Source organism: Hyphomonas sp., from assembly GCF_013823385.1.
In the GTDB taxonomy this organism is placed as follows: domain Bacteria; phylum Pseudomonadota; class Alphaproteobacteria; order Caulobacterales; family Hyphomonadaceae; genus Hyphomonas.
In genome coordinates this window covers 74420-89397 of sequence record NZ_PNMA01000007.1, presented here as the reverse complement: position 1 = coordinate 89397, position 14978 = coordinate 74420, and the positions used below count along the sequence as shown (strand labels likewise).

At 63.4% G+C, this 14978-nt stretch carries 14 protein-coding genes and 1 tRNA gene; 5 read left to right on the top strand and 10 right to left on the bottom strand.

Annotated features, from left to right (window positions below):
• Window positions 1-37: 37 nt before the first annotated feature.
• On the top strand, window positions 38-1249 hold the full coding sequence (locus C0456_RS06540; protein ID WP_291049810.1) for an acetyl-CoA C-acetyltransferase: 1212 nt from the start codon (window positions 38-40) through the stop codon (window positions 1247-1249).
• 212 nt (window positions 1250-1461) lie between these two features.
• On the top strand, window positions 1462-1671 hold the full coding sequence (locus tag C0456_RS06535; protein ID WP_162547519.1) for a cold-shock protein: 210 nt from the start codon (window positions 1462-1464) through the stop codon (window positions 1669-1671).
• An 86-nt stretch (window positions 1672-1757) separates the two neighbouring features.
• On the opposite strand, the gene C0456_RS06530 is transcribed toward C0456_RS06535, so the two are convergent.
• From C0456_RS06530 to C0456_RS06510, 5 genes are all read right to left on the bottom strand, one after another.
• Window positions 1758-2423 (bottom strand): DUF2490 domain-containing protein, encoded by a 666-nt coding sequence (locus C0456_RS06530; RefSeq protein ID WP_291049807.1) that lies wholly within the window; start codon window positions 2421-2423, stop codon window positions 1758-1760.
• 119 nt (window positions 2424-2542) lie between these two features.
• The gene (locus C0456_RS06525; RefSeq protein WP_291049805.1) at window positions 2543-3988 is read right to left on the bottom strand and encodes an SLC13 family permease; all 1446 of its coding nucleotides are present in this window, start codon (window positions 3986-3988) and stop codon (window positions 2543-2545) included.
• 59 nt (window positions 3989-4047) lie between these two features.
• Window positions 4048-4133, bottom strand: a tRNA-Leu gene (locus C0456_RS06520).
• A gap of 146 nt (window positions 4134-4279) precedes the next feature.
• The gene (locus C0456_RS06515) at window positions 4280-4906 is read right to left on the bottom strand and encodes an FMN-dependent NADH-azoreductase (protein WP_291049803.1); all 627 of its coding nucleotides are present in this window, start codon (window positions 4904-4906) and stop codon (window positions 4280-4282) included.
• A 140-nt stretch (window positions 4907-5046) separates the two neighbouring features.
• Window positions 5047-6327: an FAD-dependent oxidoreductase gene (locus C0456_RS06510; protein ID WP_291049801.1), complete on the bottom strand. Its 1281-nt coding sequence runs from the start codon at window positions 6325-6327 to the stop codon at window positions 5047-5049.
• A 184-nt stretch (window positions 6328-6511) separates the two neighbouring features.
• On the opposite strand from C0456_RS06510, the gene C0456_RS06505 reads away from it, so the two are divergent.
• Complete coding sequence (locus tag C0456_RS06505) at window positions 6512-8080, top strand: hypothetical protein (protein ID WP_291049799.1); 1569 nt, start codon at window positions 6512-6514, stop codon at window positions 8078-8080.
• A gap of 2 nt (window positions 8081-8082) precedes the next feature.
• On the opposite strand, the gene C0456_RS06500 is transcribed toward C0456_RS06505, so the two are convergent.
• Complete coding sequence (locus C0456_RS06500; RefSeq protein ID WP_291049797.1) at window positions 8083-8949, bottom strand: pirin family protein; 867 nt, start codon at window positions 8947-8949, stop codon at window positions 8083-8085.
• Window positions 8950-9069: 120 nt separating this feature from the next.
• On the opposite strand from C0456_RS06500, the gene C0456_RS06495 reads away from it, so the two are divergent.
• Window positions 9070-10380, top strand: a complete 1311-nt coding sequence (locus C0456_RS06495) for an amidohydrolase family protein (RefSeq protein ID WP_291049795.1) — start codon at window positions 9070-9072, stop codon at window positions 10378-10380.
• A 93-nt stretch (window positions 10381-10473) separates the two neighbouring features.
• On the opposite strand, the gene ald is transcribed toward C0456_RS06495, so the two are convergent.
• The 3 genes from ald to C0456_RS06480 form a co-directional block, all read right to left on the bottom strand.
• Window positions 10474-11595 (bottom strand): alanine dehydrogenase, encoded by a 1122-nt coding sequence (ald, locus tag C0456_RS06490; protein WP_291049793.1) that lies wholly within the window; start codon window positions 11593-11595, stop codon window positions 10474-10476.
• Window positions 11596-11753: 158 nt separating this feature from the next.
• On the bottom strand, window positions 11754-12425 hold the full coding sequence (locus C0456_RS06485; protein ID WP_291049789.1) for a TorF family putative porin: 672 nt from the start codon (window positions 12423-12425) through the stop codon (window positions 11754-11756).
• A gap of 196 nt (window positions 12426-12621) precedes the next feature.
• Window positions 12622-13434, bottom strand: coding sequence for an SDR family oxidoreductase (locus tag C0456_RS06480; protein ID WP_291049787.1), 813 nt, complete (start codon window positions 13432-13434; stop codon window positions 12622-12624).
• Between the two features lie 171 nt (window positions 13435-13605).
• On the opposite strand from C0456_RS06480, the gene C0456_RS06475 reads away from it, so the two are divergent.
• Entirely contained in the window at window positions 13606-14028 is a 423-nt protein-coding gene (locus tag C0456_RS06475) for a BLUF domain-containing protein (RefSeq protein ID WP_291049785.1), read from the top strand.
• Here C0456_RS06475 and C0456_RS06470 read toward each other — a convergent pair.
• Window positions 14012-14971, bottom strand: coding sequence for a hypothetical protein (locus C0456_RS06470; protein WP_291049783.1), 960 nt, complete (start codon window positions 14969-14971; stop codon window positions 14012-14014). The two genes, C0456_RS06475 and C0456_RS06470, sit on opposite strands and share 17 nt — an antisense overlap.
• Between the last annotated feature and the right edge of the window lie 7 nt (window positions 14972-14978).

Below are 14978 nucleotides of genomic sequence, written 5' to 3'. Positions count from 1 at the left end.
CAGGGGCCAGATTTTTGAGAACTCCCGGGAGGAATGAATGCGCGATGTGGTGATTGTCGAGCCGGTGCGGACGGCGGTGGGCGGCTTTGGCGGCTCTTTCAAGAGCGTGCCCGCGCATGAGCTGGGCGCGGCGGTGGTCGAGGGCCTGATGGCGCGCACGGGCCTCGCCAAGGACAAGGTCGACGATGTGATCTTCGCGCAATGCTATCCCTCGATGGACGCGCCCGCGCTGGGCCGCGTTGTGGCGCTGGACGCCGGGCTGCCTGTGGAAGTGACCGGTATGCAGATCGACCGGCGCTGCGGCTCGGGCCTGCAGGCGATCATCAATGCGACGATGCAGGTGGCGACCGGCGCGATGGACTGCGTGATCGCAGGCGGCGCCGAATCCATGAGCAATGCGCCGTTCTACTCCACCCAGCTGCGCTGGGGCCTTGGCCAGGGCAACATGACCATCAATGACGGCCTGATCACCGGCCGCCTCACCGCCGGCGGCAAGCATTACCCCGTGCCGGGCGGCATGCTGGAGACCGCGGAAAACCTCCGCCGCGACTATCAGATCAGCCGCGAGGCGCAGGACGAGTTTGCCGCCGCCTCCCATGCCAAGGCTGTAGCCGCGCAGAAGTCCGGCGTGTTTGCCGAAGAAATCATTCCGTTCACGGTCAAAGGCCGCAAGGGCGACACCGTGGTGGACCGCGACGAGCATCCGCGGGCGGACTCTACCGTTGAAGTGCTCTCCAGGCTGAAAGCCATCCGCCTGAAACAGGACGCTGAAGCCACCGTCACCGCCGGCAATGCCAGCGGCCAGAATGATGGCGGCTCGGCCTGCCTCGTGATGACGCGCGAAATGGCGGAGGCCAATGGGCTGAAACCGCTGGCGCGGCTCGTTTCCTGGGCTGTGGCCGGGGTTGGCCCGGCCGTGATGGGGATCGGGCCTGTTCCGTCCACGGAAAGAGCGCTCAAGCGCGCCGGGCTTTCGCTGAAGGATATCGACCTGATCGAACTCAACGAAGCCTTTGCCGCGCAGGTGCTGGCCTGCACCAAGGCGATGGGCTTCGGGGCGGATGACTACAAGCGCCTCAACGTGCATGGCTCGGGCATCTCGCTTGGCCACCCTGTCGGGGCGACCGGCGGGCGTATCCTCGCCACGATGCTGCGCGAGATGGACCGGCGCGGCGCGCGCTACGGCCTTGAAACCATGTGCATTGGCGGCGGGCAGGGGCTCGCAGCGGTGTTTGAGCGCGTTAACTGAAAAATCGGTCAGGCTCCGGAGCGTCCGGAGCCTGACAGTAATTTAAACTTGCATTCTGCCTGGGAATGGCGCATATGGCTTGCATCGACATTGGCCGGACGATCAGGCGCGTGCACTCATCAAGGTGAGTTGCAGTTTCAGAAACTCTCCAAAATTCGATACGCAAGGGCTGACACACTGTCAGTCCACATATGACTATGAGACTTATCTAAATGACCCAAGGTATCGTGAAGTTCTTCAACACCCAGAAGGGCTTCGGCTTCATTTCGCCCACCACCGGCGGCAATGACGTGTTCGTGCACATCTCGACGCTTGAGCGCTCGGGTATCGCCCAACTCAACGAAGGCCAGAAGGTTTCCTACGAAACCGCTGTCGACAAACGTTCGGGCAAGCCTGCTGTCAGCTCCATCGAGCTGGTCTGACCCATCTTCAAGGCAGGCGCTTCGCCGCTTGCCTGACCTGATTACGAAGCGCGCCTCCTGCCGGGGGCGCGCTTTTCAATTGGGGCTCAGAAATCGTGTGAAACGCTGATGACGAGGTGATGGTTGGTCTCGTCCGGGGCGCCGCTTTCATTCTCGAACTGGTGCATGTAGCCGATTTCCCAGCTCACCTTGCCGGTCATGTCCCAGCCGAGCAGCAGCTGGCTGCGGGCTTCGCTGAAACCGTCTGCCTGGCCCCAATCAGTATCATTCAGCTCGAAGAACAGGTCAGTGCTCAGGGAGATTTCGAAAGGGGTTCCGTCGAGGGGGCGTTCGACCCCGAACTTCTGGCGCAGGCGCCAGCCGGTATCGTCCGAGCCTTCGCGGCGGCGTTCTTCCAGGCGCGTGCGGCCGTCGACTTCGAAGCCATATACTTCGGCGAAATCATAGCTCAGCTGTTGCCAGAGGCGGTGTTCCTGCCGGTCCGGGCCGTCCCGGCGCAGGCTGGCCCACAGATAGCCGCCGCTGATCTTGAGCCTGTCATTCAGGCGATAGCCGATGCCGGGGCGCAGCTCGATCGTATTGAGCTCGCCGTCTGGCTCGTAACGCAGGTCCGCGTCGAAGGAGAGGCTGATGGCCTTGTTTTCAAAGGGCTTGGCCTTGGTGCCGGCAGCGGTCCATATCTGGTTTTCCGCCAAAGCGGGGCAGGCCGCAGCCATGGCCAGCGCCATAAGGGCAAAACAACTACGTCGCATGCGGTGGCGTCTACCCCAATAAATCTGCTTCAATACTGACAGGCAGACGCGCACCTAGGTGCTCCGAACCTACGCGTCAATTGCAGTTTTGTGACATTTTTATTGATGTGGGGCCGCGATCAGAGTCCGAAATACAGCGTTACGATCACGACGCAGGCGATGTTGAGCCAGAAGCCAGATCTCATCATCTGGCCGATGGAGAACTGCCGCATCCCGAAGACCACCGCATTCGGCCCGGTGGCGATGGGCAGCATGAAGGCGCAGGAAGCCACCATCGCGCAGGGCAGGATCAGGGTGCGCACGTCCATGCCCGTCGCGGTCGCCAGCGCGCCCAGGACCGGCAGGAAGGTGGTCATGGCGGCCACATTCGACATCACCTCGGTGAGGAAGATGAGGATGGTGACAACGATCAGGATCACAATGATGGGCGGCAGGACGGCCAGGCCGGCCAGCGAGTTGCCCAGCCAGCCGGCAAGGCCGGAGGCCTGCACGGCGGCTGCCAGCGACAGCCCGCCCCCAAACAGCAGCACGACATCCCACGGCACTGCCTTGGCATCCTCCCAGGTGAGCAGGGCCCAGCCGCCCGAAGGCTGGTCTGCGGCGCGGCTGCCATGGGGCACGAGGAACATCAGGATCGCCCCCATGACGGCGATGCCCATATCCGTCAGCCCGGCGAATAGCGGGATCAGCACCAGCTGTTCCCGCGTGATCCAGGCAAGCGCAATGAAGCCGAACACGATGGCGACGCGCGTTTCCGGCGTGGTCATCTTGCCGAGTGCGTCCCGCTGGGCGCGCACGGTGGCGCCGGCGGCCCTGGCGGAGGCAGCGTCTGACTTGATGCCCCAGGTGAGGATCAGCCAGGCCATCGGCAGCATGATGAGGACAACTGGAAGACCAAAGCTCATCCATTCGCGGAAGCTGATATCAATGCCGGCATTGTCGTTCAGCCAGCCCATGGCAATGAGGTTGGTCGGCGTGCCGACGGGGGTGGCGAGGCCGCCAATGGAGGCGGAGTAGGCAATCCCCAGCAACAGGGCGCTGCCAAGCCGGGCGCCGCCGCCTGCCGCCACGGCGACTGAAAGGGCAATCGGTGCCATCATCAGGGAGGTGGCGGTGTTGGAAATCCACATCGAGAGCAGGGCGGTGGCCAGCATGAAGGCCCCGGCCAGCAGTTTCAGCCGCCCGCCCGACAGCATCAGCACATTCAGCGCAATGCGCCGGTGAAGATCCCATTTCTCGATGGCGATGGCCATGATGAACCCGCCCAGCAGCAGCAGCACGACGGTATCGGCATAGGGCGCGGCAATCTCGCGGAGGCTTGCCACGCCAGTCAGCGGCAGCAGGGCCAAGGGGATCAGCGAAGTGGCGGCAATCGGGATGGCTTCGGTGGCCCACCAGATGGCCATCAGCACAAGGACACCGGCAACCAGCATACCGCCGCGTTCCAGCCCTTCAGGCGGCGGCAGAATGGCAATCAGGATGGCAAGGGCGGGCCCGGCAAACAGTCCCAGGCGGGCGGCAAAGCCGGGCCTCAGCGCGGCGGCCTGCCGGTCTCCTGTTGTCATCAATACAGTCCCCGCTTGTTTCGCTTCCCGACGCTAACGTTTTTTCTCCCGAGGGCAAATGGTGCCGGCGGCCGGACTCGAACCGGCACGGCCGTTGGGCCTAGGGATTTTAAGTCCCCTGTGTCTACCGTTTCACCACGCCGGCACCTTGGGAGGCAGCGTTAAGGCGCGCCTTCTGCCTTGGCAAGCAAGGGATGCCTTGCCCCTCACAGGCAAAACGCCCGCGCTCCGGGAGGGAGCGCGGGCGTGCGCCGCTGCCAGCCGGCAGGGGGGGGCGGCGGTGGGGGAGGGTCAGGCAGCGACGGTGGAGAATGACGGGGCGAGTTTGGCGATCTCTCCCTTCGCGCCGGCGATGGCCGCCTCGCGGGCTTCCGGGCCATAGCCGATCTTTTCAGCGTGAACGAAGGTGACATCCGTGATGCCGATGAAGCCGAGCAGGTGGCGCAGATAGGGTTCCTGGAAGTCTGCTGCGGCGCCGGGGCCTTCCGAATAGAGCCCCCCGCGCGAGGTGAGCACGATCACCTTCTTGCCTTTCAGCAGGCCTTCCGGGCCCGCTTCGGAGTAGCGGAAGGTTTCCCCGGCGCGCAGCACAAAGTCGAACCAGGCGCGCAGCGAGGTGGGCACCGAAAAGTTGTACATCGGGGCGGCGATGACGATGGTGTCGGCGGCGCGCAGCTCGCCGATCAGCTCGTCGGAAAGCGCGCGGGCTGCCAGTTCCTCTTCAGTGGCCGGCGTGCCGCGCACGCCGGCAAGGTTTGCCGTCGTCAGGTGGGGCACCGGATCGCTGCCGAGATCGCGGCGCACGACTTTCGTATTCGGGGCCGCCTTGAGCGCTTGGTCTACGGTTTCCTCGATCAGGATGCGGGATACCGAGGCGCCGGTATTGGCGCTGGAATTGATGACGAGAAGATTGGACATCGGGTGCCTCCATTGGCGTGTCGTTCAACACCAAGGCAAATGGGGCCTGCCGGGCGGGTTTGATCCCGCGCCCTTCTGATAACATTTATGCAGGGACGTGATGAAAAACCGGTCTATGCGGCCACTCATGCGCTGAAGGATCAGGCGCCACGCTGCAGGCTCGACAGCAGTTTCGGCGTCAGCGCCTTGTTGAAGCGGGAGATATTGGCCACCGATTCGTGCGAGAAGCTCGCCCCCGAATACCAGGACTGGCTCTGGCCCTGCATGGCCTGCATCCGGCCCAGAAGCCCGCCCTCAATGGCCTTGAGATTGAGGTGGGGGAAGTAGCGCCAGTTCTTGACGTTCACCACGTTGACCAGCCGCGCGCCGAGATCGGCCAGATCCCGCTCCAGGAAGACGCGCAGTTCCGGCACCGTATAGTCGCCCGGGATCTGGCCGGTGACATAGAGATGGCCGCCGAAGTCCGGGCTGTGGCCTTCATAGCGCGCCGAGATCAGCTGGCCGGGATAGGAACCCGGCAGGAAGGCCTTGGAGAAAGAGCGGATGTCTTCTTCGGTAAACCAGTTTTCCACGACGATCAGGGAGGTGGCATAGCCCTTCCATGTGATTGCATCGGCCACGGCGCGTTCATCCGCCGTCGGATCAGTGACAAGGCGTGTCCAGTCATCCACCGGGATGGTGCAGGCAAGGGCGCGGGCGGCAAGCTGTTGCCCATCGGCGAAATGCAGCAGCGTTTCCTTCGAGCTTCGTTCGATCTTCGTGATCTGATGGGAGAGGCGCACATCGAAATCTTCTGCCAGCACTTCCCAGAAATTCGACCAGCCCTGTGATGGCATGATCAGCTTGCCGGTGGCGCCGCTGATGATCGCGTGATGGTCCACCCACATCATGGCCTGATAGATCGACACTTCACTGAGATAGCCATAGCCCAGCGCCGTGACCGCGCGGTACATCATGCGCATGATCTTGGGCAGCTTGTTCTCGGTCAGCCAGTCTTCGGCAGACATCGCCGCTTCGGCAAGCGCGCGGGGATCATCGGGGTTTTTCTGCAGCCGGCCGAGCAGGCTCTGCCGGCGCGCCAGATAGATCATCACCTGCTGAGGCAGGGAGGCGCCGGGGGCCTCGTTGACATAGTCGCGCATCCCCGCGCCATCGACTGTCGTGCGCCGGAGCATGCGGAAGGGCTTCCGCTGACGGCGCATCCATTTCAGCACATCCTTGTAGGCGCCGGTGGCGTAGCAGGTGCCCATCTCGGCGATCAGGTCGCCAAGGTCCATGCTGTCGGACTTCCCGCCGATACGGTCTGCCTGTTCGATCAGGGTGACCTGTGAATAACCTGTGAGCCGCAGATATTGTGCGAGCGTCAGCCCGCCGGGGCCTGCGCCGACAATCGCCAGGGAAGTTCGATCCGGCAGGCTCATGGATAGTTATTCTTCGGTTAACACGACCGTGAAGGTCGCACGCTTCGGGAAAAACCGATCTTCATCATGTCCTGTTAGTAATGCTCGCATGAAGATGTCGATAGGCCTTTCAGACGTTATACTTTTCCCGCTCATTGGGGTCGGGAGATTCAAGCGCCGTGAGACGCCTGACGTCCCTGCCTATATGCACCATCGCCTGGTGTCACTACTTACGGTGATGGGGTTCATCAACCTTGTGAACTCTGCTGCAGTTGTATTCACGCTGTATGGCGAAACCAATACCGCGCTGCTGTTTGGCTGGATGATTCCGGTCTGGGTGTTTGCGATTTCGCAGATCGCCTGGAGCCGCAGCCGCTGGGACCGCTCGCCCGCCCGCCCCGTTCGCGGACGCTTCCTGCGCCGGGCCGAAGTGGCCACCGGCGTTGTCGGCGCCTGGTGGGGCCTCTGTGTCATGCTGGCGCCGGCCGGCGATGTGGGCCTCAAAGTGTCGATGTTTGCCATCGTGTTCGGCATGTGCGCCGGCGTGGTGGCGGTTGTTTCGCCCGTGGCGAATGTGGCGGCCCGCTTCCTGCTGGGCGCTGCGACCACGGCAACTGTCGGATTTTTCCTGGCGCCCGTGGGTCTGCCGGCCACGATCGTGGTGCTCGGTCTTGTGCTGACGCTGGCTTCGGCCTTCGCCAGCCTCAACGCCTATCGCAACCTGCTGATGGAGATGGAGGCCAAGCGCCTCGCCGCGCAGAACCATGAACAGCTGCTGGACGCTGTGACCGCGATCCCTGAAGCGTTTGCCATCTATGATGCGGCCGGCAATGTGATCATCCAGAACGCTGTTCACCAGCGCTGGTTCCCCAAGGGCCTGGACAAGACAGATTTCCGTCCGGGAACGGACATGCGCAAGCTGGCCGATGTGGGCGGCGTCATGCGCTCCTGCGTGCCGACCAGCTCTGGTGGCCGTGTGATCATTCACACCGATGTTTCCAAGATGGACGATCTTCGTCAGGAGGCGGATGAAGCCCGCCGCGATGCCGAAGAGGCCCGCCTGGCTGTGGAACGCTTTGTCGGATCGGTGACGCGCGAACTGCGCCTGCCGCTGCGCACCCTGCGCACGATTGCCTCGCGCTTTGAAACCCGCAGCAACATTCCCTTTGATGACAAAGAGATCCGCCTTGCGGGCGACAAGATGGTGAGCTTTGCCGATCAGGCGCTGAGCCTCGTGGACGAAGTTCTGTCCATCACGCAGGGCGGCGACAGTGTGGTCGACGGGGCTGACGTGTCGCTGAAGACGACGCTGGCTCAGGTCATCACGCAGAAACATTCGGCGATCACCACGCTGGGCGTCGAGATTGACGAGCCGAGCGGTCAGGACACGATGATCGACAGCGCCAAGGCGGCCCGCGTTCTTTCGCGCGTGTTCTCCGCCGTGCTGCTTGAGCTTGGCCAGGTGTGCCGCGGCGGTGGATCGCTGCGCGTGCGCTGCGGCGTGCGCGGTGACCAGGGCTGGGTGTCCGTCGAGGCGGCAAAGCTTGCCAATGGCACGCTGCAATCGGAACTGACCGAAGATTATCTGTCTGAAAGCTCCGAGAACCGGCTTGTCTGGCGCGCGCTGATGCAGACCATTGGTGGACAGATCGAAATGCGCGAATCGCGCAACGGGTCGATCGTGTACATCCTGAAGTTCAACACCAACGCCACCTCGACCAAGCTGGGCGACGCCGAAGCGCTGGCCCGCTCGCACTCCGGCCGCGCCGCCTGAGGTCAGCCCTCGGGCAGCGGCGTGAACTCCTGATCATCGCCATCGGGCAGTTTCATACGGCCCTGTTTCCAGTCTTCCTTGGCCTGTTCGAGGCGTTCCTTCGACGAGGACACGAAGTTCCAGAGGATGAAGCGTTCCCCGACCGGCTCGCCGCCGAGCACCATCACGGTTGAGGCCTCCTCGGCGGTCACCCCCACATCGCCCTTGCCCAGCACGGCCATCTGGCCGGCGCGGATCTTCTGGCCGGCCACATCCGCGCTGCCGCGGGCGACATAGACGGCCCGCTCGGGATATTCATCCGGCACCTTGCGGCGGGCGCCTTTCTCCATTTCCCAATGCATGTAGAACATCGGCGAGCGGGTATTCACCCGCGCATCAAGGCCTTCGGCCTTGCCCGCGATCAGGCGGCCTTTGAGGCCGGTCTCGTTCCAGACGGGCAGCGTGTCGGCCGGATGGTGCCAGAAGCCGGGATCGATTTCCTCGTCCTCCTTCGGCAGGGCGACCCAGGCCTGGATACCGTGCATGTGAGCGCCGTTCATCCGGGCATATTCCAGGCGCTCAGAATGGGTGATGCCCTTGCCGGAGGTCATCCAGTTGACGGCGCCGGGCTGGATCTCCTGCTTGAAACCGAGGCTGTCGCGGTGGGTCATCGCGCCGGAATAGAGATAGGTGACCGTGGAGAGGCCGATATGCGGATGGGGCCGCACATCCAGCTCTCGCGGGATGCCGGGGGCGAAATCCACAGGCCCCATCTGGTCGAAGAAGATGAATGGGCCGACCATCCGCCGCTTGGCGAAGGGCAGCACGCGGCCGACTTCAAAGCCGCCGCCAAGGTCTCGCGTGCGCTTGTCGATGATGAGTTCAATCATGTGGGCCTCCCTGTCTGGTCACAAATCATACCCCAGATGGGTCGAAGGATGCGGTTTTTCTCCCCGCGTGCGTCTTATAAGAGTTATGTCAGATTTGTTGATCCTGGGAGGACTGATCCAATGACCCTATCGAGGCGCTTCCTGCGCACCGCCGCCATCGCGGCATTTGCCGTGGCTGCTGCATTCCCTGCTGCGGCCGAAACCGTCCTCATCCATGCCGGCAAGGTGCTGGATGTGCCGGGCAATGCTGTGCGCGGCGCTACCACGATCACCGTCACCGATGGCAAGATCGTGTCACTGGAGAACGGCCACAAGGCCGCGCCCAACCGCTCTGTCCGCGTGATCGACCTGAAGGACAGCTTCGTGCTGCCCGGCCTGATCGACAGCCATGTTCACCTCACCTCCGACACCGGCGGCATCGCCGGCCAGCTGGAAGGGGTGACCCTTTCCCCCGCAGCGCAGGCCTTCGATGCCTGGACCAACGGCATGAAGACGCTGAATGCCGGCTTCACCACCGTGCGCAATCTGGGCGATGGCGACGGCGCGGTGATGGCGCTGCGCGACGCTGTGAAGGACGGCCAGATCATGGGGCCGCGCATCCTCGATTCGGCCGCTTCGATCTCGGTGTCCTCGGGCCATATGGATGGCTCGCTCGGCTTCCGCGATGATCTGCGCCCCTACTTCAAGGCCGAAGGCAACACCTGTGACGGCCCCGAAGACTGCCGCCGGGCCGTGCGCCTGCAGGTGGCGCGCGGGGCTGACGTGATCAAGCTGGCGACGACCGGCGGGGTCAACAGCCGGATTGGCGCAGGCCTCGGCAAGCAGATGTTCCAGGATGAGGCCGACGCGATCGTCGCCACGGCCAATCTGTTCGGCAAGAAGGTTGCCGCCCATGCGCACGGCGCAGACGGCATCCGCGTCGCGCTGGAAGCCGGCGTAAACTCCATCGAGCACGGAACGATCCTTGATCCGGAAACCATCGAGGCCTTTGTCGCGTCCGGTGCCTATTATGTGCCGACACTTTCTACCGTGAACGGATATATCGAACGGATCCAGGCAAACCCCGACGCCTATGAGCCCGACGTGCGCGCCAAGATCGACTGGCGCATCGGCATCACCGGCAAGAGCCTTGAAGTGCTTCACCCGAAAGGCGTTCCGATTGCCTTTGGCACCGATGCCGGCGTCTCCAAGCATGGCCGCAACGCCGATGAGTTCGAGCTGCTGGTCCGCTTCGGCCTCACGCCGATGGAAGCCATTGAGGCGGCCACCGTCAACGCGGCAGACCTGCTCGGCGTGTCGGATATTGCCGGCACTCTGGAGCCGGGCAAGAGCGCCGATATCATTGCCGTCAAAGGTGATCCGCTGGCAGACATCAAGGTGCTGAAGTCGGTAACCTTCGTCATGGCCCGCGGCACCGTGGTCAAGCAATAAGCTTCTGCCGCTGGCAAAGGCTCCTGCCAGCGCAAAAGAAAGACCCCGGACAGAAGCGTCCGGGGTCTTTTTTTTGTTTCTCCAGAAGGCAGCTCAGACGACTGTGAGCCAGTCCGGCCGCACATATTTCTCGCCCAGATCACGCGCCACCAGCTTGTGCGCGATGCTGCCCTGATCCACCGTCAGGCCATTGGCGAGGTGCTTGTTGGCATTGATCGCCGCCCGCGCCCCGCGATTGGCAATCTGCATCACGAAGGGCAGCGTGGCATTGTTCAGCGCATAGGTGGAAGTGCGCGGCACGGCGCCGGGCATGTTGGCCACGCAATAGTGCAGGATGCCGTCAACTTCATAGATCGGATCATCATGCGTGGTCGGACGGCTTGTCTCGAAACAGCCGCCCTGATCAATCGCAATGTCAACCAGCACCGAGCCGGGCTGCATGGTGGAGAGCTGCTCGCGGCTGATCAGCTTGGGCGCCGAGGCGCCGGGGATCAGCACCGCGCCGATCACGAGGTCGGCATCCTTGATCGCTTCGGCCAGGGAATGGGCGGTGGAATACATCGTGTTCACCGTGCCGCGGAACTGTTCGTCGAGTTCGCCAAGGCGGTCATTGTTGCGGTCAAAGATCCACACGTCGGCGCGCATGCCGACGGCGATTTCGGCCGCATGGGTGCCGGAGACGCCGCCGCCGATGATGACGACCTTGGCGGGGGCCACGCCGGGCACGCCGCCCATGAGGATGCCCCGGCCCCGGCCCTTGGTGCGCATCAGCGCGCCGGCGGCCACCTGCATCGACATGCGGCCGGCCACCTGGCTCATCGGGCGCAGTAGCGGCAGGCCGCCGCGCGCATCCGTTACGGTTTCATAGGCAATCGCCAGGCAGCCCGATTGCATCAGGCCCTTGGCCTGGACCGGATCGGGGGCAAGGTGGAGATAGGTGAAGAGGGTGTGATCCTTGGTGAGGCGCGCGGTTTCTTCCGGCTGGGGCTCTTTCACCTTCACGATCAGTTCGCTCTCGCCAAAAACGGCATCGGCATCCGGAAGGATGGACGCGCCGATGGCGGTGTAGGCTTCATCTGCAAAGCCCGATGCGACGCCCGCGCCGGCCTGGATGCTCACCTGATGGCCGGCGCGAACAAGCTCGCCAACGCTTTCAGGTGTCAGACCGACACGGGATTCCTGCTTTTTGATTTCTGTTGGAACACCAATTCGCATGCGCCTCTCCTTAGGGAAAGATCATGCCTATAAACCGCCTTTTGAGGCGGTTCCACCCCCGCGCAAAAACTGGGCAAAAAGAAAACCGCGTGTGGAATCCCGAGAGGGCCACACGCGGTTTGAGATTTCAGGCCCGGTATTCTGAGCCTTCAGGCAGATTACATGGCGCGCGAGATGGTGAACACGACCCGCTCATCGGCCAGGTTGGAGCCGTCGATGTCGGTATCCCAGTAGCGCAGGTCAAAGTCGAAGCCGAGGGCGGAGTAGGTGCCGCCGAGCGACCAGTTGGTATAGTCGTCACCGGCATCGAACTGGTAGTTGCCGAGGCTGGCGTCCACCGAGAAGGCGTCCGTGAAGGAATAGCCCGTGGTGGCGTTCAGATAGAGGTTCTTGTTGTCGATGTCGTAATAGGCTTCGCCGCCAACCGAGAGACCGCTTTCGAAGGAATAGCCGAGGGCACCCTTGATTTCGAGGAAGTCGAGATCGTCATCTTCCGTGTCCGGATAGGTGTAGTAGATGACGCCCAGATCCCAGCTGATGCCGTTGGAAAGCTCGCCCGCCAGGCCGCCATAGAAGTCGAGTTCGACGTTGGCATCGGAATCGCTGTCGAAATCGATGCTGGAAGCCCAGGTGCCAGCATAGAACATGCCGTTGGTGTAGTCGAAGCCGCCGGAGATGGCGAGGTCGCCGTTCGACTGCGAAACGCCGCGCCAGACATAGTCCGACGACAGAGCGACGTTGCCCGAGAATTCGCCTTGGGCGGTTGCCGTGCCGGCCGCTGCCAACATGGCGGCAAGTGCGACACCTGCCTGATAAAACTTCATACGCATGCGTGTTAACCCCGTCTGTGATCACGCTCCCGCTTGAGCGCCACGGACGAAGTTGCCGGTCTTTCCCCGGCTTGCCGATGCTGCCGCCACGCGAACACGCGTGAGAGGCGTTTGATCGCACCGAATTTGGGCAGGTCGCGCCGCTCATGCCTTACAATTGTGCGGCGCAGCGTCCAGAAATCAGGCAGCGCCCGAGTCAGCGTGCCTTCAGCGGGGCATAGCCAAGGTGCATCCCCGCATCCACCAGCAGGGTTTCGCCAGTTATGTGACGGGACGCATCGGTAACCAGGAACAGCGCAGAATCGGCGATGTCGTCAGGGCCGGAGGCCACATTCAGGGGTACGGAGGCAGCGACCCCAGCCTCCATCTTCATGTATTGCGCCTCGCTCATCGTGTCCTTGAACCAGCGGGTGCCGATGAAGCCGGGGCAGACGGCATTGACGCGGATCGCCGGGGCGAGCGCCCGGGCGAGGCTGAGGGTCATTGTATTGAAGGCGCCCTTGGAGGCGGCATAGGCCACGGACGATCCAACCCCGGCCACCCCGGCGATGGAAGAAACGTTCAGCACAGCCGAGGCGCGGCCGGTCTGGCGGTGGGCTTCGACCAGCAAGTCCTTGGTTTTCTGAAGTAAAATGAAGGGGCCGGCGACATTGACCGAATAGAGATGCAGGAAATCCTCGCGGCTGAGGGCGTCCAGATCGCTGTGATCGCGGGCGTGCTTGGTGATGCCGGCATTGTTGACGAGGATGTCGAGGCGCCCGGCCTGGGCGGCGGCATCGGCCAGTTTCTGGCAGCCCTCATCGGTGGAGACATCCGCCTGAACGAGGCGGGCCTGCGCGCCGGCGGCCTGGCAGTCAGCGACGGTGGCTTCGCCGTCGGCGAGGGATTTGGTGCAGTTGATGATGACGCTGGCGCCGCGTTCGGCGAGTTTCAGGGCGATGGAGCGGCCAAGGCCGGTGGCCGAGCCGGTTACCAGGGCCGTGCGGCCTTCAAGATCGCGTGGGGTCATCTGTCGTCTCCATTAACCCTTGTTTTTGCAGAGGCTTTTTGAGCGCGCGACCTCTGGGGAAGTCAAGGGCAGGCGACGCCCGCGTGGCGAGAGCAGCGCGGGGGATTGTTTGCAACCGGCCGATGCAGCTTCTTTCTGGGAACCAGACTGTGGGCCATTCGTTCTATCTCCATGAGCAATGATCTGTTTCGCCTTATCTATGTAAGTACTGCCCGGCCCGGACTGTCGGAGGAGGATATGTCGAATGTTCTCAACGCGTCCCAGTCGAATAATGAGGAGCGGTATATTACCGGATACCTGGCTCACAACCGGGATAGCTTCATGCAGCTGATCGAGGGTCCGCGCGCAGAGGTTGAAGATGTTTACGACCGTATCGTGAAGGACCCGCGCCATAGCGGCATCGTGCGCATCCTTGCCGAGAAGGCGGAGGCGCGGGCCTTCCCGCGCTGGTCAATGAACTACTTCCGCGTGGACAAAAATGGACACAACGGGACAATGCTGGTCAGGCGGGGCGACCCCGTGGACAGTCTGATGACCGCCGAGGCGCCCCGCGACCTGATCTACACCTTCTCCAAATTCATCCGGCAGAGCTAGGCCGCCCCCGGCCCCGGAGGAGCCGGGCTGCACCGATGGCCAGGGCGACCAGGACGAGACCGGCGATGAGCAGGCTGAGCGGCTCGGCCCCGAAGGTCTCGAAGTATTGGGTGTAGCCGTGGATTGCCAGGAAGACGATGGCGCTGATCGAGAGGAAGCTGCCGCGCCGGGTGGCCAGGGCGAGGGTGAGCGACAGGGCGGCCCAGCCGATGGCGAAGAACCAGGCGGGAAGACCAAAGCCGGGCTGGGCCGCGTCTTCATAGGACCATCTTGCGCCGCCCAGAACATCGCCCCAGAGCGAGCCTACCCAGAAGGCAAAGTGGACAAGGATCAGGCTGGTGCGGGCGGCGACCGTGGCCAGGCTTGACCAGCTTTCCGCCACAAGGCCGCGCAACCGGTAGAGCCCCGCAGCCAGCAGGCCGAAGACGGCAATCGTCAGCGTGGGCTCCTCGACGAAGAGGGCGTAGCTGGCGTGCCAATAGCCCGTGCCCGAGCCGAAGACGGCGCCGAGCGCAATGACGCCCAGCGCGGCGAGGAAGGCCGAGCGATACCAGATTGCGCCTGCCGCAAGCAGGAAGGTGATGAGCAGGGCAGGTTGGGTGGGGTGGGCCTCACGGAACTCCCAGCCGACCCAGCCGGCAAGGCCGAGCGTGCCCATGAGCGCGAGCCCGGTTGCCAGCAGCGCGAAGCTTTCGCCGGTGAGGCGGCGCAGGCCCTCAGCGGCGGCCAGCGCGCCGAGTGCCAGCAGCAGGCCGGTGGCCGCATTGGGCACCAGGGCGATGGCGGCCACGGAGACAGCAATGGCCCCGAAGATCAGCAGCAGGTTCACCGCCAGGCTGCCCCGCCGGTCTGGCAGGGCAAGCGCGGAGAGCCGGGCGGCTTCCTCCGGGGTGATCTGGTTGGCGGCCTGCAGGGCGGCGAGATCCAGGCGGATGATGGACATGGGCTTG

Excerpts from the sequence above, each read along its gene's own strand:
- C0456_RS06540 (WP_291049810.1), top strand. The coding sequence starts at position 38 with ATGCGCGATGTGGTGATTGTCGAGCCGGTGCGGACGGCGGTGGGCGGC.
- C0456_RS06515 (WP_291049803.1), bottom strand. The coding sequence starts at position 4,906 with ATGTCCAATCTTCTCGTCATCAATTCCAGCGCCAATACCGGCGCCTCG.
- C0456_RS06470 (WP_291049783.1), bottom strand. The coding sequence starts at position 14,971 with ATGTCCATCATCCGCCTGGATCTCGCCGCCCTGCAGGCCGCCAACCAG.
- C0456_RS06530 (WP_291049807.1), bottom strand. The coding sequence starts at position 2,423 with ATGCGACGTAGTTGTTTTGCCCTTATGGCGCTGGCCATGGCTGCGGCC.
- C0456_RS06475 (WP_291049785.1), top strand. The coding sequence starts at position 13,606 with ATGAGCAATGATCTGTTTCGCCTTATCTATGTAAGTACTGCCCGGCCC.
- C0456_RS06480 (WP_291049787.1), bottom strand. The coding sequence starts at position 13,434 with ATGACCCCACGCGATCTTGAAGGCCGCACGGCCCTGGTAACCGGCTCG.
- C0456_RS06500 (WP_291049797.1), bottom strand. The coding sequence starts at position 8,949 with ATGATTGAACTCATCATCGACAAGCGCACGCGAGACCTTGGCGGCGGC.
- C0456_RS06505 (WP_291049799.1), top strand. The coding sequence starts at position 6,512 with ATGCACCATCGCCTGGTGTCACTACTTACGGTGATGGGGTTCATCAAC.
- C0456_RS06485 (WP_291049789.1), bottom strand. The coding sequence starts at position 12,425 with ATGCGTATGAAGTTTTATCAGGCAGGTGTCGCACTTGCCGCCATGTTG.
- ald (WP_291049793.1), bottom strand. The coding sequence starts at position 11,595 with ATGCGAATTGGTGTTCCAACAGAAATCAAAAAGCAGGAATCCCGTGTC.
- C0456_RS06510 (WP_291049801.1), bottom strand. The coding sequence starts at position 6,327 with ATGAGCCTGCCGGATCGAACTTCCCTGGCGATTGTCGGCGCAGGCCCC.
- C0456_RS06495 (WP_291049795.1), top strand. The coding sequence starts at position 9,070 with ATGACCCTATCGAGGCGCTTCCTGCGCACCGCCGCCATCGCGGCATTT.
- C0456_RS06535 (WP_162547519.1), top strand. The coding sequence starts at position 1,462 with ATGACCCAAGGTATCGTGAAGTTCTTCAACACCCAGAAGGGCTTCGGC.
- C0456_RS06525 (WP_291049805.1), bottom strand. The coding sequence starts at position 3,988 with ATGACAACAGGAGACCGGCAGGCCGCCGCGCTGAGGCCCGGCTTTGCC.